Annotated in this window: 13 protein-coding genes; 7 read left to right on the forward strand and 6 right to left on the reverse strand. The window is 50.2% G+C overall.

Annotated features, from left to right (window positions below; genetic code table 11):
• Positions 1 to 237: 237 nt before the first annotated feature.
• The 3 genes from H8L32_RS05670 (at position 238) to H8L32_RS05680 (ending at position 3,376) form a co-directional block, all read left to right on the forward strand.
• Positions 238 to 1,269: a LacI family DNA-binding transcriptional regulator gene (locus tag H8L32_RS05670; RefSeq protein WP_186946181.1), complete on the forward strand. Its 1,032-nt coding sequence runs from the start codon at positions 238 to 240 to the stop codon at positions 1,267 to 1,269.
• 16 nt (positions 1,270 to 1,285) lie between these two features.
• A complete protein-coding gene (locus H8L32_RS05675) occupies positions 1,286 to 2,647 on the forward strand; it encodes an MFS transporter (protein WP_186946182.1) in 1,362 nt (453 codons plus the stop codon).
• A gap of 99 nt (positions 2,648 to 2,746) precedes the next feature.
• Positions 2,747 to 3,376, forward strand: a complete 630-nt coding sequence (locus H8L32_RS05680) for an ABC transporter ATP-binding protein (protein ID WP_186946183.1) — start codon at positions 2,747 to 2,749, stop codon at positions 3,374 to 3,376.
• Between the two features lie 9 nt (positions 3,377 to 3,385).
• Here H8L32_RS05680 and H8L32_RS05685 read toward each other — a convergent pair whose 3' ends face one another.
• Positions 3,386 to 3,745: a cupin domain-containing protein gene (locus H8L32_RS05685; protein ID WP_186946184.1), complete on the reverse strand. Its 360-nt coding sequence runs from the start codon at positions 3,743 to 3,745 to the stop codon at positions 3,386 to 3,388.
• Between the two features lie 324 nt (positions 3,746 to 4,069).
• Between H8L32_RS05685 and H8L32_RS05690 the strand changes: the two genes are divergently transcribed.
• Both H8L32_RS05690 and H8L32_RS05695 read left to right on the forward strand, forming a co-directional pair.
• Positions 4,070 to 6,595: a TonB-dependent receptor gene (locus tag H8L32_RS05690; RefSeq protein ID WP_230412066.1), complete on the forward strand. Its 2,526-nt coding sequence runs from the start codon at positions 4,070 to 4,072 to the stop codon at positions 6,593 to 6,595.
• A gap of 88 nt (positions 6,596 to 6,683) precedes the next feature.
• Positions 6,684 to 7,820 (forward strand): DNA/RNA non-specific endonuclease, encoded by a 1,137-nt coding sequence (locus tag H8L32_RS05695; RefSeq protein WP_186946185.1) that lies wholly within the window; start codon positions 6,684 to 6,686, stop codon positions 7,818 to 7,820.
• A 137-nt stretch (positions 7,821 to 7,957) separates the two neighbouring features.
• On the opposite strand, the gene H8L32_RS05700 is transcribed toward H8L32_RS05695, so the two are convergent.
• The 3 genes from H8L32_RS05700 to H8L32_RS05710 all read right to left on the reverse strand — a co-directional run bounded on the left by H8L32_RS05700 (position 7,958) and on the right by H8L32_RS05710 (position 12,094).
• A complete protein-coding gene (locus H8L32_RS05700; RefSeq protein ID WP_222619209.1) occupies positions 7,958 to 9,001 on the reverse strand; it encodes an aldo/keto reductase in 1,044 nt (347 codons plus the stop codon).
• Complete coding sequence (locus tag H8L32_RS05705; protein WP_186946186.1) at positions 8,922 to 9,422, reverse strand: MerR family transcriptional regulator; 501 nt, start codon at positions 9,420 to 9,422, stop codon at positions 8,922 to 8,924. The genes H8L32_RS05700 and H8L32_RS05705 overlap by 80 nt, the downstream gene beginning before the upstream one ends.
• Before the next feature lie 221 nt (positions 9,423 to 9,643).
• Positions 9,644 to 12,094: an eCIS core domain-containing protein gene (locus tag H8L32_RS05710; protein WP_222619210.1), complete on the reverse strand. Its 2,451-nt coding sequence runs from the start codon at positions 12,092 to 12,094 to the stop codon at positions 9,644 to 9,646.
• A 358-nt stretch (positions 12,095 to 12,452) separates the two neighbouring features.
• Here H8L32_RS05710 and H8L32_RS05720 point away from each other — a divergent pair, with 358 nt between their 5' ends.
• Positions 12,453 to 13,400, forward strand: a complete 948-nt coding sequence (locus tag H8L32_RS05720) for a hypothetical protein (protein ID WP_186946188.1) — start codon at positions 12,453 to 12,455, stop codon at positions 13,398 to 13,400.
• A 78-nt stretch (positions 13,401 to 13,478) separates the two neighbouring features.
• Positions 13,479 to 13,865 carry a polysaccharide deacetylase family protein gene (locus H8L32_RS05725; RefSeq protein ID WP_222619211.1) on the forward strand — a complete coding sequence of 129 codons (387 nt, stop codon included), beginning with the start codon at positions 13,479 to 13,481 and terminating at the stop codon, positions 13,863 to 13,865.
• A gap of 18 nt (positions 13,866 to 13,883) precedes the next feature.
• Here H8L32_RS05725 and H8L32_RS05730 read toward each other — a convergent pair whose 3' ends face one another.
• Positions 13,884 to 14,837, reverse strand: coding sequence for a sulfonate ABC transporter substrate-binding protein (locus H8L32_RS05730; protein ID WP_186946190.1), 954 nt, complete (start codon positions 14,835 to 14,837; stop codon positions 13,884 to 13,886).
• Between the two features lie 86 nt (positions 14,838 to 14,923).
• Positions 14,924 to 15,967 (reverse strand): LacI family DNA-binding transcriptional regulator, encoded by a 1,044-nt coding sequence (locus H8L32_RS05735; RefSeq protein WP_186946191.1) that lies wholly within the window; start codon positions 15,965 to 15,967, stop codon positions 14,924 to 14,926.
• Positions 15,968 to 16,163 lie beyond the last annotated feature (196 nt).

Consider the following 16,163-nt stretch of genomic DNA (forward strand, 5'->3'; position numbering starts at 1 on the left):
TGTGGTATCGTTACCACATGCAGAAAATTAAACCAACAATAATCAATTATTTGATTGTTGTTGGCGGTGGCGGCTTTTTCGCCACTTTTATTGTTCTTGAGGAAATTTTCTCATGCCTTTGCAGGTGAAAATACTGGCCCTGTATTGCCGCTTGCGGGACAATTCTGCTCGTCAGCCTGGCGTGAAACCGGCAAGGCCGGACAACAACTGTCCGGCCCTCTAATTTTTGGAAGATCAATGCGCAAAGTAAGCAAGTTAAGTGAAGTAGCCAAGATTGCCGGGGTGTCACCGATTACCGCTTCGCGTGCCATCCGTGGTGTTGGCTATGTGTCAGAAGAAGCCCGCGCACGTATCATGGAAGCCGCAACCCAGCTTAATTACACACCGGATATGCTGGCGCGCCGTATGCGCGGTGATAAAAGCAATCTGATCGGCGTGTTTGTCAACAACTATGGTTCTTTGGTGCTGCATGAAATTATCAAGGCCATCACCCAGGAAGCACGGCGCAAGGGCTTCGACCTGATTGTCTTCAATGCGGAAAGGTTTGATCGCCCCGGTCGTATCGAAACCAGCAATATGCTGAGCCAGTTGTGCGATGGGCTCTTGTTGCTGTTGCCAAACGCCAGCGACAGTTACCTGGATCTGATAGACAAGCAGGGTTTTCCCTGTGTGCTGGTCAATTTTGATGCCAGGCAAATGAATATGCCCATTGTCGTGGCAGAAAACCGCAATGGCGCACGCACGGCTGTTGAACACCTGTTGGCGCTGGGGCATCGGCGCATCGGTTTCGTCGCCGGTACCGCTGGCACAGGTCAAAGTGCCGAGCGTGAAAAAGGCTATGTGGATGCGATGCAGGCAGCCGGTCTGTCTGTTGATACGGCGCTGATCGTGCAGGGGCAATTCATGCAGTCAGGCGGGTATTCGGCGACTGAAATCCTGTTGTCACTCGCGGTTCCGCCTACGGCCATATTTTGTGCCAATGATGAAATGGCGTTCGGTGCCATTGATGCGATCAACAGCAAGGGATTGAAGGTGCCTGATGATGTGTCGGTCGTCGGTTTTGACGATATTCCAACGGCAAGTTATGTCTTTCCGACCCTGACCACCATGCGCCAGCCCTTTGCTGAAATGGCCAACCGTGCTGTCAGCGAAGTGGTGGAGATTATCCAGGGCAGGGAAATCAAAGCGGCGAAGATTGCGTTTCCTATGGATATGGTCATCAGAAATTCCACTGCGCCGCTAAAGAAATCTGCGCAATCTGTTTCATAAGTGACTACGGACCAGCATGCGTGACAGCGTACATCTGACCGCAGGGGATATGCCCGGCATCAGGGATAGTCCGCGCTATAGTGCAGGGACTTTGCACTATACGAAATTCGGCTTGCTCGCTGCCATATTGTGGTTGCTGGTGGGCGAGCTGGGCATTGCAATGCGCGAGCGTTCTGCCCTGCCCAGCGGGCTGGAGTTTCTGCGGCTGAATGCAGCCTCGGATACCACTACCTCATTGCTGATATCGACAGTGCCAGCGGTTCTGAGCCTGTTACTGTTACCACTGATAGGCTACCATTCTGACCGTCTGCGCACACGCTGGGGCAGGCGGCGTCCCTTCCTGATGGCTATCGCGCCAATTGGTGCAGCAGCAGTGATCGGCCTGGCGCTGTCTTCCGATATGGGGCTATGGACGCATGAGCAACTTGCCAGTCTGTCGCCCGGTGTCCGTATTTGTAATCTGGCGTATTTCTGTGTGTTCTGGACCATCTTTGAATGCACCGCCATCACCACCTTCGCCCTGTTCACCGGTCTGGTGAATGATGTCATGCCACACCGTTTTCTTGGCAGATTCTATGCCGGTTTTCGTATCGTCGGCCTGAGCATAGGCATAGCCTTCAACAGCTTTGTATTTGCCCTGACTGAAAACTATCTGCGTGAAATATTACTCACTGTCGGCCTGGTTTTTGGCGGTTCAGTGTTGCTGATGTGCGTGATGGTAAAAGAAGGTAACTATCCGGATGAAGTGGATACAGACAATGCAAAGCGTGCATCATTTTTTGTGCCGCGCACGCATATCCTGGAATGTTTTTCTCGCCCCTTCTTTCTGTGGGCTGTTGCTGCCTTCATGCTGGCCAGCATGACCTTCAGTCCCTTTCATACCTTCTGCCAGTTCTATGCCGGTACGCTGGGTATTTCCAAGACTACTTTGGGTACCTTGACGGCGTATTCGTATGGAGTGTCGATCTTTCTTGCATTTGGAATAGGCTGGCTGGTTGACCGTTATGGTGCCATCCTGATTTCTGCCATCATGATGAGTCTGTATTTTGTGGTAGCGGCGACGGGCTATCTGTGGCTGGACGGTGAGCAGAACTTTCGCATTTTTTATGTCGCCCATGTGGTTGTCTCTGGTGCGTATTACACGGCAGCAGCGTCCATGCCCATGGCCTTGTTTCCCAGTGCACAATTTGTCCGATATAACTCAAGCAAAGATGTCATGGTCACGCTTGCGATCATCCTGGGAAGCAGCATACAAGGCCCGGCACTGGATTTTTCAGGACATAATTATCACCTGACACTCTTGAGTGCGACTCTGTTTTCATTGCTGTGCGTCATGTGCCTGGCACGCCTGCATACACGTAAGCCCCATGGCTACTGATAGGCGCGTCACAAAGCGTAACAGTAAGAATGCCCGATTTTCAATATCATGCTGCGATGACCCTTGCCCATACATGGGCGACTATTTCGCATCCGCATGATGACAAAAAATACTATTCTTTTGCAGGCAACCGAGTTGAGCTTTGCCTACCCGGGGCAGGCCCTGTTCAACAACTGGTCTGGTGAGATCACTCCGGGCGTTACCCTGATATACGGTGGCGATGGCCGTGGCAAGACCAGTTTGCTGCAATTGCTGGCTGGAGTGTTACCTGTGCAGAAAGGGCAGTTGCAGATACAGGGTGCTTACCTGCACACAGAGCCGGATGTCTATCGTAATCAGATCTTCTGGGTGGACCCGGCGACGGAGGATTTTGACCAGATGACAGTGATGGAGTATTTCACTTCCCTGCACAAACAGTACCCGCTGTTTGATGAAACACTGCTGGAAAACGTCATCGAAGGGCTGGGACTGACGCCGCATGTCGATAAAAAACTGTTCATGTTATCGACCGGCAGCAAACGCAAGGTCTGGCTGGCGGCAGCCTTTGCTGCTGGTGCCACCATCAATTTGCTCGACGATCCTTTTGCTGCACTGGACAAGACATCGATCAACTTTGTGGTGAAGATGCTTACCCAGTTTGCACAACATTCAGCCCAGGCCTGGGTCATTACCATGTACCAGGTGCCCCAGGGTGTGCCGCTGGCGGGTCTGATCGACCTGGGAGACTGACAGTCCAGATCAGGGTGCAGTCTGACGAACTGCATTTGGGTAACTGACAATCAGGCTCAGTGGCTGTGCCCCGGTTTGTTTGATGCCGACTGTGGCACCCTTGTATAAATACGCAGCCATGCCTGGTTTCAGGGGCTGGGTCGTACCGTCAGAATTCACGATACCTTCACCAGAAAGCACGTAATAGACCTCGTCATGGTCTATGCGGTGCAGACCAATTTCTGCCTTGGGATGCAGTACGCGTTTCCTGAATTCCATACTGCGCGGTGCCGGTGCGGCATCACTGATGCGGTAAGCAGTGGACATGCCTATGGCACCATGGGGTGGTGGTTCATCGCGTTTTACATCTTCTTCATTTACGACGACCATGGGGCGAGCAGGGTCTGTTGGTGCCGCAATACAAAATCCTGCGCAGGTGAAAAGCAAACTGCAAATGAGTGTGGTGGATATCTTCATCTCTTCCTCTGTGTGGCCGGGCATCAAAAATACATGCAGTAAAAACGAAAGCAAAAAAACGATGGTGCCGATCATACGTCAAACCTGCCTCGAAAACGCTGTTTGCCGGACATGATGGCTAATCCATGGTGGCTGATCCATGATGATTAATCTATACACACATTAATTATTCCCGTGACAACAGTATTGCAATAATGATAAATTAATGTCTATTGCATAACTTGTTAGGGTGTATTCATGCCTGCTCCAACTGCGCTCAGACTTCAGGTTCGCTTGCTTTCCGCTTTGTTCATGGGCCTGGCTGGCAAGGCTGGCATGGCGGCTGACGTGTCGGTAGATATAGCAATAGATATAGCTACGCCGCCGGTAGTGGAAATCATAGGCACCACACCTTTGCCTGATCTGGGGCTGGCCAGGGAGCAGATTCCTGCTGCGGTCCAGACTGCCACTAGCCGTGACATGGCCAGGAGCGGTGCCCTGAATTTTTCTGATTTTCTCAATCGCAGCCTGGGCAGCGTGCACGTCAATGACGTGCAGGGCAATCCTTTCATGAATGATGTGAATTACCGGGGTTATACCGCCTCACCCTTGCTGGGTACGCCACAAGGCTTGTCAGTCTATATGGATGGGGTACGCCTGAACCAGCCTTTTGGAGACGTCGTGATGTGGGACCTGATCCCCAAAGACGCTATTTCTTCACTGACCCTGATGTCTGGTGCCAACCCTCTGTTTGGTCTGAACACCCTGGGCGGTGCCCTGTCCCTGCAAACCAAGGATGGCCTGCATGATGCCGGTACCGCAGTGGAAATCGGTGCAGGGCGCTATGGCCGGCGCTCTCTGGGTCTGGAGCATGGCGGCACCAATGAGCGCGGGCTGGATTGGTTCATGGTGGCACATGCTTATCAGGAAGACGGATGGCGCGATGATTCACCATCCAGTCTGGGTCAATTCTTTGGCAAGCTGGGCTGGCATGACAGCAAAACCGGCCTGAAGCTCAGTTATGCATGGGCCGGCAGCAAAATGACGGGCAATGGCTCGCAGGAACAGCAGTTGCTGGCCAATAACTATGCCAGCGTCTATACCAAACCGGATGTGACGCGCAACCACGCCGGTTTTGTCAATCTGGAAGCTAAATCCAGCCTCAGCGAGCATGTCCTGCTGGCTGGCAATGTGTATTACCGCAACACCCGCACGGCCACCATCAATGGTGATCTGAATGAAGATGCACTTGGTGAATCTGCGTATTACACCGGGCAGGCGGCAGACAAGGCCTGGTTGCTGGCGCATGGCTACAGCCCGGTCGTTGAAAGCAGCAACAGCAGGACCAGCACCACCAACGCCTTCCCCGTCTGGCGTTGTATTGCCCAGGCAGGTACGAACACCGAACCCAATGAAAAATGTACCGGCCTGATCACAAACACGAATACCCATCAGCAAAACTATGGTGTCAGCGCTCAGCTCAGTTTCCAGAGCAAGGCCGCCGGGTATGGCAATCAGTTCGTCGTCGGCGCAGGCTATGACGCCAGCCGTACCCGTTTCTCGCAGGCCAGCCAGTTCGGCTATCTGAATGCCGATCGCAGCATTAGCCCTGTCAATGCCTATGCAGACGGTACCCAGAATTCAGAAAATGCCTTTGACCAGCGCGTCAATTTGAGTGGGCAGACTACAACCTGGAGCCTGTCTGGCAGCGACACCCTGTCATTGGATGATCGCTGGCATATTACGGCGTCTGGTCGTTATAACAGTACAGCATTGAAAAATACTGACAGGCTTTACCCCTATAACAACGCTACTACCCAGGGTGGACAGCGGGGTTCGCTGGATGGTGATCATACTTTCCGGCGTTTCAATCCTGCTCTTGGCATCAGCTTTACGCCAGATACCGCCATCAATGCCTACCTGGGTTATAGCGAAAGCAGTCGCGCACCCACCTCAATAGAACTGGGTTGTGCTGATCCGGATTTCGGCTGCCGTTTGCCCAATTCCATGGCTGGCGATCCGGCATTGAAGCAGGTCGTGTCCAAAACCTGGGAGGCTGGACTGCGTGGCAAATTGCCGGGCAAACTGGTAGACAAAATGGCTTGGAATGTTGGTGTATTCCGTGGTGATAATCTGGATGACATCCTCTTTGTTGCCAATTCTGCGGCGACTGGCTACTTCAAGAATTTCGGCCAGACCAGGCGGCAGGGGCTGGAAGCGGGTATCTCTGGTGAGCTGGATAACGCCTCCTTCGGATTGAATTACACCTGGATGAAGGCGACCTACCAGAGTAGCGATAGTCTGGGGGCGCAGTACAACAGCGCGGCCAATGCCAGTGGCAACATCACTGTCAAACCCGGCGACCAGATACCGTTGATACCCCAACAGATTTTCAAGGCGCACGCCAATTACGAATTCGATACACGCTATTCTGCCGGCATTGAATTGCTTGCCGTAGGAAAAAGTTTTTTGCGGGGCAATGAAAATAACGCCCATGTTGCCGATGGCATCAACAAGCTGGGCTCTGGCAGCATGCCGGGTTACACCGTCGTCAATCTGTCTGGCAGCTACCGGCCCACTGCACAGTTGAAGTTATTGATCAACATCAGCAATCTGTTTGATCAGCGCTATTACACCGCTGGCCAGCTGGGGCCGCATGCCATCACTGCCAATGGCGGCTACAGCAATTCCGACGCCAAAGGTACCAACTTCTACACCCCCAGCGCACCACGCATGATCTGGGTGGGTTTGCGCTATAGCCTGGGGGCAACTGCCAGGGATTGAAGTCTGGCATCATGTTTTACCTGACTTTCCGTGCGTGTTAAATTATCATGGAAAGTCTGTCATCATCCTTGATGCCATCAGGCCAAACATGAAATCGCGCGTCAGTACACCTGCTGAAGATACAAGACAGAATGCGTTTGCACAGGATAAACCCTTGCAACAATTCGCCAATCCCCTGGGGTTTGTGGATCAGCGCCCCGAAGCCATTGCACAGCGCAAGCGGCAGGAAATGGCGGACAATAGTCCACAGGCAATGCAACTCAAGACCTACCAGGCCATGATGGATGCCAGGTCGGCACTTACCTTGCAGATGGCTGGCGGTGGAAACCCTGTGGTTCAGCGTGCCGCGGCAAAGATCACGTACGATGATGATGATAGTCGTAGTGCCAAACTCAAAGGTCACAGCGATAAAGCCGGTGTGGCCAATATAAAGAGAACCAGTGTCAGTTTTGAAACCGGGCGGCTAACTACCTCCAAGGAGACCGTTGGTCTTTCCATGAAAGCCTATCCTCTGGGGCCGGATCATCCCCAGGGAGGCGAACCAAACCCTTTTGTTGCAAAAAACCATTTCAGCAAGCACATGAAAAAAAATGGCGTCAATATTCGCGGACATTTATTGAATGGCGATCTGGGCGGCCCGGGATCGGAGCAGAATCTTTTCCCTATCACGGCACAAGCCAATTCGCATCACTACCAATATATAGAAAAGCGGGCCAAGTATTGGATCAATGATTTGAAAAGCTGGCTCAGGTACGAAGTCAAGGTGACCGGCAGGGATGACGCAAAAGGAATCGCCGATTTTGAATGTGAGCTGGCACCGGTTGACGTAGATGGCAACGACACCCAATGGCTGAGAAAGCTGAAAGTGCATTCCGAGCCGGATGCATCGGCCAGTGTGGCAAGTGAAAGCGATCTTGATAATAAAAAAGCCGCCATGAGTGACGACACCAATTTTACTGATGACGATATCGAATATTCGGAAGGCAAGACACCGGTTGGCTACAGACCGATAGAACAGGACGTGGAAGAGCGCATGCGTGTCGATGCAGGCAAGAGCACCCTGGGTATGACCACGCTGGTCTGGAATTTGAAACAATTGTCTATTGGTGAAGACAGTGCCGAAGAAATACAGAGCTATATCGATTCAGGGGATGAAGCGGTGTTCCAGAATAATAATAAAGGTGCATGGAACAAATGGGTCAAGAAAATCAATGAAGAGTATTGATGACTGGCACCGGAGACAGGATTGCTCATGCATCCGGTGTACCTCATGAAGCGGGCTGGGTTGTTTGTATCAATCCGTATCAATAAAATTCAGCCACTTAGCCACTTAGCCACTTAGCCACTTAGCCACTTAGTCACTTAGCCATTCAGTATTTTCATGCCTTCGGCGGTATAACGGGTGCCGGCTGCTGCATCCATGGGGAACAAGAGATTCAGTTCTTCCAGGTCACTGGCCGTCAGCTTGACTGACAGCGCCTTGCTGTTTTCTTCCAGGTAGGTTCTGCGTTTGGTGCCTGGAATAGGTACGATATCATCACCCTGTGCCAGCACCCAGGCCAGGGCCAGTTGTGATGGCGTGCAGTCATAACGCGTGGCAAGCTGTCTTACCTTGTCTACCAGCAGCAGATTCTTGCTGAAATTATCCCCCTGAAAACGCGGGCTATTGCGACGATAATCATCTTCCGCAAACTGGTCTGGCCGGGTGATCGCACCTGTCAGAAAGCCACGGCCCAAAGGACTGTAAGGCACAAAACCCACACCCAGTTTGCGACACATGGCCAGCACACCCTGTTCCGGGTCACGGGTCCACAGTGAATATTCGTTTTGCAGGGCGGTAATCGCATGCACTTTGTGTGCGCGCTCCAATGTGACAGGTGATGCTTCGGACAAACCTATGTAACGGATCTTGCCCGCTTGCACCAGTTCTGCCAGCGCACCCACGGTTTCCTCTATCGGCGTATTGGGATCAATACGGTGCTGGTAATACAGGTCTATGGTCTCTATCCCCAGGCGTTTCAGACTGGCTTCTACCGATGCCCGTATATAGTCCGGGCGACCGCTGACACCGCGTTCGTGGATATTCGCCGGATTGCGTACGATGCCGAACTTGGTGGCGATAAAACATTGCTCGCGTTTGCCCTTGATTGCCTTGCCGACCAGTTCTTCATTGGTGTGTGGACCGTACACGTCTGCCGTGTCGAGAAAATTGATGCCCAGTTCCAGCGCACGGTGTATGGTGGCAATGGATTCGACGTCATCACGATGGGAATAAAATTCACTCATGCCCATGCAGCCCAGGCCGATGGCAGAAACCAGAGGGCCGTCAGCGCCCAGCCGGCGTGTTGGTATGTGGGTTGGTGTTTGTGTTGGTGTTTGGGCTGCTGATGTGTGTGCTGTGCTCATTCGTAACGTCCTCGGAAAATGATGGTTGCGTAACGACGTTCGCTGGCAATGCGGCTTCCATCCTGGCGTACATGGCAATCTTCTGGTGCAAGACCGTCAGATTGCTTTGCAGTTCAGCGAGCGTCTTTTCCACGGTACGGGTATGCTGTTGCAGCAAATCGTTCCGTGCTGACAGACTTTCTGGCGTATTCCCCAGCCTGCGCAATTCGGCATACCGCAGCATGTCGCGTATGGGCAGGCCAGTGGTGCGCAGCTTCAGCAAAAATTGTATCCAGAGGATATCTTCCTCGCGGTACAACCTGTGCTTGTTGTCCTGCCGCGTCACCGGGTCCAGCAAGCCTATGCGTTCGTAATAACGCAAGGTGTGAACAGTTAATCCGGTTACCGCAGCAGCTTGCTGTATGGTCAGATGTGTCGTCATGGCAAGGAGTGTAGAAGTTAGAGTGCGCTCTAAGTCAAGGCCATATTAGACCTTATTTTGATTTTATTCGTGCGCGGTGCCAAACCTTTGTCCAAGCACTTAAAAATATTTTTGTAATATTCGAAACACCGGTACGCCGATGCGATGACGCAGTTGTTTGAAGCCCTGCAATAACAGTATTGTCAGTCTCTCACGCAATGGACCTCACTGAATTTTTATTTTTAATCATCCAGGTACATCCGAACTATATTAATTTCCTCCTGTAATTTTTCCGCAGTCGTAATTGCTTCTGCCTTGGCCACAAGGAAATACAGCATACCGGTAGCTTCAGAACGGCGCTTACTTTCCGCATCGGCACTTGTCTGGGCTGATTGCGCCAATTCAGTCAACATTTGTTCCCATGAGATTTTTGTTTTTTTCAATATGCTTCGCAACTGACCGATGCCGCCAGGAAGTTTTTTTCCAATAAATCCCTCACCCTGACGGTCCCATTTGACGTCATTGATTAACAATTCGATTGCCGTGACTGTATCCTGTGCAGTAATTTTCGCGACTACTTTGACAGGTCGCTTTTCTTCTTTTAATTCTATACGGTGCTCCCTGGGTTTTTCCTTGACTACCTTACTTGACGGAGAAGAAATAACTAACTCTTGCTTTTCATCCTTTTTATCTCTTACGAGTATTTCTTCTTTTTTTGGTTTTTCTTTGGACGTAAGTTCTACCCGGGCTTTTTCAACTTCCGATACAAGATAATCTTGATATTTTTCTACTTTTTTTCCGGCACTACCATCTTTGAAACTGGCAGTTCCTCCATAGGTAGGAAGTTGTGTATCTTTGACTTTGTGCAATGTATTTACACGCGTAAACATTTCTTTGGCTTTTAATTTTGCCTCGTTTAATCCAAATTGCCCACCACTCATACGGGTTTCGAAAATACCACCTTTTCTGCGATTATCTCTCTTGTTCACAGAACTGTCGGTTTCGGGGGCGCGCACAGGTCCGACAGAATCAGCACCTATGGATTTTCCGCCAACAACAAAAGGTGCTTTGAATGATGTTGGGTTAAGATCCGCAACTTTAGTACCAGACTTCACTGATCTGTCAGTCTCATCAACGAGGGGATCTTCTGTGGTTGCGTCTTCTCCTCTCGCGCGTTGAAGTGCAACAGCCAGAATTTTATTTCGATAGCGGGTGTAGATTATTTTTTCTTCGTCAGACAGGGTCTTATCGACCAGATCTGAAATGGGTGTTTTCAAAAGCAAAGGGGTGAAATTTTTGATTGTTCCACCTGCAGGGACGCCACCTGATCCCACCCGAAGATATAGTGCCATAACCGCAAAAATACCTTTCAATCCAAGCAGTGGCACCTCTTTATCGCTACCCTCGCGTTCCCTCATGGCTTCTTCCATGAAGGCAGCGTCACGTACTGCCTCAATCAGGCATTTCTTGAAATGAATTCTCGCTGCATTTTGTCCATCATCTTCTTCTGTTTCTACCAATTCGCTTGATTGAGAATACAGGGCAAGCAAATCCGGGATTTTCTGTGTCTCTACGCCAATATTAACCTGCATGGAATAGGCCTTATCATCCATTTCATCCGGCTTTACACCTTTCGTGTTGATCGGTCCTGCATAATAATTACCACCTAGTAGTGCGCGTTCGGTAAAGCCCTTGGTCGCAGCGCGAACATCGCTGACATGCGCAAAAATATTATCCAGAACGGCAAACATTTCTTCTTCCGTTTCAACAGCGGGTTTGAAAATGTATTCAAGAATGTTGTTGGCAAATCCTTTCGCTGGTGTCGAAGCCACGAGCGGGTTTACCCGGCTATTGTGATCTGGTGAAATGACGAAACCTTTTCCAGTCACCATCTTTATATCTTTGTCCAGTACGGATTCAGCCTGTAATTTCGCGCGGTCTTCATCTTCTGGTGCTTTCAACATCGCTTGGTTCTTAGGTTCGTCCAATATACCTTGCCCATCTGCAATGATAGGAAACTCCAATTCCAGCCCCACTTTTCTTTGCAGCATATTTGCTTGAATATTTCCTGCCTGAGGTATTAGCGCTGGCCCTGCAACATTGCTTTCTGGTGTAGACAGGGCTTTTTGCCCCATCTGATCCGCTTCCTGTTCCAGCGTTGGATCATCATTCAGAGGAAGATTCTCCTTCATTTGCATGGTGGGTCGTACACGACCCTGAGCCTGTTGCACGACGTGCCAGGCTTCATGGGGCAAATGCTGTTCCTGACCTGGTGCTATGTGAATGTCGCTACCCTGCGCATACGCGTGAGCATGCAATTGTGACGGCTGTGCCGAGTTGTAATGCACCTTGACATGATCCATGCTCATGCCGGATAGCGACTCTATGCCAGACTTGAGCTGGTTTGGAAGACCGGTGCGATTCGGGCTGGTATGGCCAGTTCCTCTGTCTGGTGTGGACGCGGCCTGTAATTGTTTGATGCCCTGCAATTGCTTTGCTTGTGGGCTTGCATCAAGCATCGCTTGCATGGTTTTTAATTGCCTGGCCTGCTTGCTTCCCGCCGCTGCTTCTTTCAGTGCCATTTGTGCGGCCATCTGCGGACGTGCATCAACAAAACCGGTCGTGGCCAGTGTATGGGCTGGTATGACCTGGTTTTGCTGGCTTGCTTCTGCTGGAGTGGTATGCGCTTTCATTCGACCTTAGCCCTACTATTAAGTACGCAGCCAGCATTCTTGCTGTATTGAGATCACGGTGAGGATAAAGCAGTGATTGAGCATACTATTGAATTGCCAATAAGGCAATTGCAGAAAGTGTTATCTTCAGATATTTTGTTGCTTATTGGCAATATTGCTAATCTGGCGCGATTATTGCCCCATTGTCCTGTTTACTTTGATGAATTTAAAACTGAATAAATTTACTGACGGAAATACCATTCGTTCGACAGGACTGAATTTGACGTGACAAAGAATCGAAGTCTTGCGTATGCCCGTATGGCTTGACCATATCCGGGTTGAACATCTCAAATTTTAAGAAATCAATAAACATTTCACTATGACGACACTTTCCTTTCGCCAGTTTCTCTTACGTTCAAAGCGTTTTTTTATACCTATTGCAAGTGTGTGCAAATTAATCCTGAGATATTCCGGGAATATGATTCGACGCCAAATTCTTTTTCTTCACTCCTTTTTGAAAGAGGTCGTAAAAAAGAAATTTTTCCTCGATGGCTGGATAGGAAAATTACTACTTCTTGTGAGCACTCAATATTTTGTCGTTTCATGTTTTATCTGGGCGCATGACCATGCAGTAATGCGGTATTTGAACCTGTGTTTGGCACTTTCTCTTATCGGTGGTTCTTTGATAATGGCAATTCAAATCTACAATCGTTTTTGTGTGGAAGAGAACAAGTCCGATCTTGATTGTCGTAAACTGATCAATCGACAAAAGTTGTGGGCTGAGGTTTTTTCTGCAATCGCAATTATTGCCTTTATCGGCATGTATTTTCGTTTTGGCTATGAAGATGATAAAAACAATGTGGCTGTGAGATTTAAAAATCTGCAGAAAGTGCGTTTGATCACTTCCAAGGTGATGCCGCCTTCCTATTGCATTTCAAAATATTATCGCCAAACAGCATGTTTGGTAATTCAGAATGCCTTAACAAAAACTGGCGATGGGTTGCTGTATAGTAGCGAATCAGACGTACAGAATAATATTGGAACAGCCTTGTTTAACATGGGTATGTTGAGTAAAGCAGGAGAGAATTTTTCTGATCAGGATTGGGATTCCTTAAAACAGGCAGAAAAACTACTTTCAGATATACGGATGGACGAATCCTGGATCAATTTCAATTTCTCTCAACTGCAGTTCCTGCTCATGTTGTTTGCAGCATTTTCTGTTTCAAGAAAACTGTCAATTGCGGCATTCGATGCGACATCTAAACCGCATCAAATTATTAGCTGGAAAAGTATATTGGATCTCATAAAAAAGAAACGTACAGTTTGATGGCCTGTCTTGTAGCGTCGTGAATATGGACTGAGGATGCATTTCTGTTCATGGGTTCTGACAAGACCCTCATTTTTAATGGCATATTCAGGCAACGTAGTGACGACAGGCGTTTCAAATCTTATCAACTTTATTTCCAAACACCGCCACCAGAAAATCAATGAACAACTTCGTCCGCAAAGGCAGGTAGCGACGGGATGGGTACATCATCTGTATCAGTGCGCTGTTGCTGCTCTATTGGGCCACGAATTGCGCGATGAGTGTGACCCGCTCCATATGGAAGCTGGCAACAGACGACGCATGATGTCCATCTCCACCCATGACCGTATCGCCGGCACACCTGTCCGTGCCAAGGTGCTTGGCGAGTTTTTGCAGTATGCGCTCCAACATCCGGGTGTGGTATTCATGCGCAAGGACAAGATAGCTGAACTCGCGCATAGCTTGCCGGATGTACCGCACAAGTAAGATGCATCAGTGATGTATCTACTTATCCGCCTTTGGCACCCATACCCATGCCTTGTCACTGATCTTGACGGCCCTGGGTATGAGCTTGTTTTGATAGAACAGATCGGCAATTTCCTGCTGGCGATTCACTACCGCTGCGCTTACCGGCATGACGCCGTAGCGGCTGCGTTGTTGCCAGGTGTTGATCACATCCAGCGGCATGCCCAGTTGGGCCGCGATAATGCTGGCAAGCTGTTGTGGATTCTTGCTGGCCCAGGCACCGGTGGTGGCGAGTTCGCCCAGGATGATGTTCAAAGCCTGTGGATGTTTTTCTACCAGGCGGCGTGAAGCTTCGTAAAAACTGTTTGCTGGCAGCAAGCCCTGATGATCGGCCAGTACCCTGACCGGTAAACTGTGTTGTACTGATGCCAGATAAGGGTCCCATACTATCCAGGCATCGATATTGCCGCTGACAAAGGCAGCACGGGCATCTGCCGGCGACAGGTAGATGGCTTGTATGTCCTGCATACCCAGGCCAGCCTTGCGCAGGGCCGCCAGTATCAACAGGTTGGAACTGGAGCCCTTCTGGAAGGCGACTTTCTTTCCCTTCAGTTCAGCGACACTTTTGATGGGGGAATCTTTCGGTACCAGTATGGCTTCACAGGTGGGCGAGGATGGTTCCGCGCCGACATACAGCAAATCCACACCAGCGGCTTGGGCAAATATCGGTGGTGGTGCGCCGGTCAGGCCAAAGTCTACATTGCCGCTATTCAAGGCTTCCAGCAATTGCGGGCCGGCAGGAAATTCTATCCACTTGATTTGGAATTTTTGCGCTGCCAGAGCTTTTTCCAGCGTGCCTTGCGCTTTCAGCACGGATAGCAGGCCGCTGCCTTTTTGAAAGCCTATGCCGATCAGTCTGTCATCGGCAGCCTGTGCAAGCAGACTGAACAGCAAGCTGGTTTTCAGCAAAAGAAGTAAAACTAATTTTTTCATAAATCACTTTCTTGATGGTATCTTGAATTTGCATTCAGTTTGCATTGACTTTGCGTTGACTTTTTCTTCAGGGTTGTTTGATAGCTTCATGCGCTTTCGCGTTCCAGCAGTTCGCATTGCAAGAGGTTAAGGCGCTGTACGTTTTTACTTGCCGGTATTTCACCCAGGCTTTCGAGTATGCGCATGGCAGCAATTTCGCCTATCTCTTTTGCCGGTGGCCGTATGGTGGTCAGGCTGGGCAATAACATGGACGACATGGCATAGTCACCAAAACCGACAATCGCACATTGTTCGGGCATGCGTATACCTGCGCGTTGCCCTGCCAGAATCGCGGACGCTGCCAGGTTGTCATTGGCAAAGATGATGGCTTCGGCAGCATGGCGCTTGCGCATGGCGAGGGTTTCCATGGCCTGCTTGCCAGCGTCAAAAGGCGTGGCAGCGGTGGGTAAAAAGAACCAGGGTTCAAGGCCAGCTTCCCGCATGATATCGGCATAACCATCACGGCGATCTATGGCGCTTTCATCACCGGCCACGCTGTTCTGTGCAAAGGCGATGCGTTTGTAGCCTTTCTTTAACAGGTAGCGTGCAGCCTGTTGCCCGACTTCGTAATGCGAAAATCCTACCTGCATGTATTTGCGGCGCGGCTGGTAATCCCAGGTTTCCACCACCGGGATATTGGCTGTATTCAGCAATTGCACCGTGGCCCTGGTGTGGTATTGCCCGGTCACCACCAGCGCTGCCGGTGACCAGCCGAGGAAGGTGCGTACCGCTGCTTCTTCCTGTTCAACAGAAAAATAACTGGATGCCAGCAATAGCTGGTAACCATGCGCGCTCAGTACATCACTGAAGCTTTGTATCGTGTGTGCAAAGATCGGCCCCGAGATATTCGGTATCACCATGCCGACTATCCGCGCATGGGTAGACGCCAGCCCGCCTGCTGCCAGATTCGGCAGGTAGTTCAGGCTTTTTACGGCTGCGGCAATGCGCAGGCTGAGTGCCGCCGACACTTGCGCCGGTTGCTTGAAGTAGCGCGATACCGTGATGGAGCCGACACCTGCCGCCCGTGCCACATCATGGATGGTGGCGCGTCCTGATCCTCGGCGTTTTCGTGCTTCGCTTTCTTGTGTCATCTCTGCATATTTCCAAAAGACATATCGATGATTGTTTTAATTCTTTGACTGAACCCATCTGCATCACAGAAACTAAAAATGGTATCGGTACCATCGAATTCTAGCAGCGGCTGTTGTGTGAACGAAGTTGCATTTCTTTCGATGCTTATTACCAATTCAAATAAGAGTGTGTGCAACGGTCGTTAATCAAAGGATT

The sequence above is a fragment of the Undibacterium hunanense genome (assembly GCF_014284335.1).
GTDB classification, from domain to species: Bacteria; Pseudomonadota; Gammaproteobacteria; order Burkholderiales; family Burkholderiaceae_D; genus Undibacterium; species Undibacterium hunanense.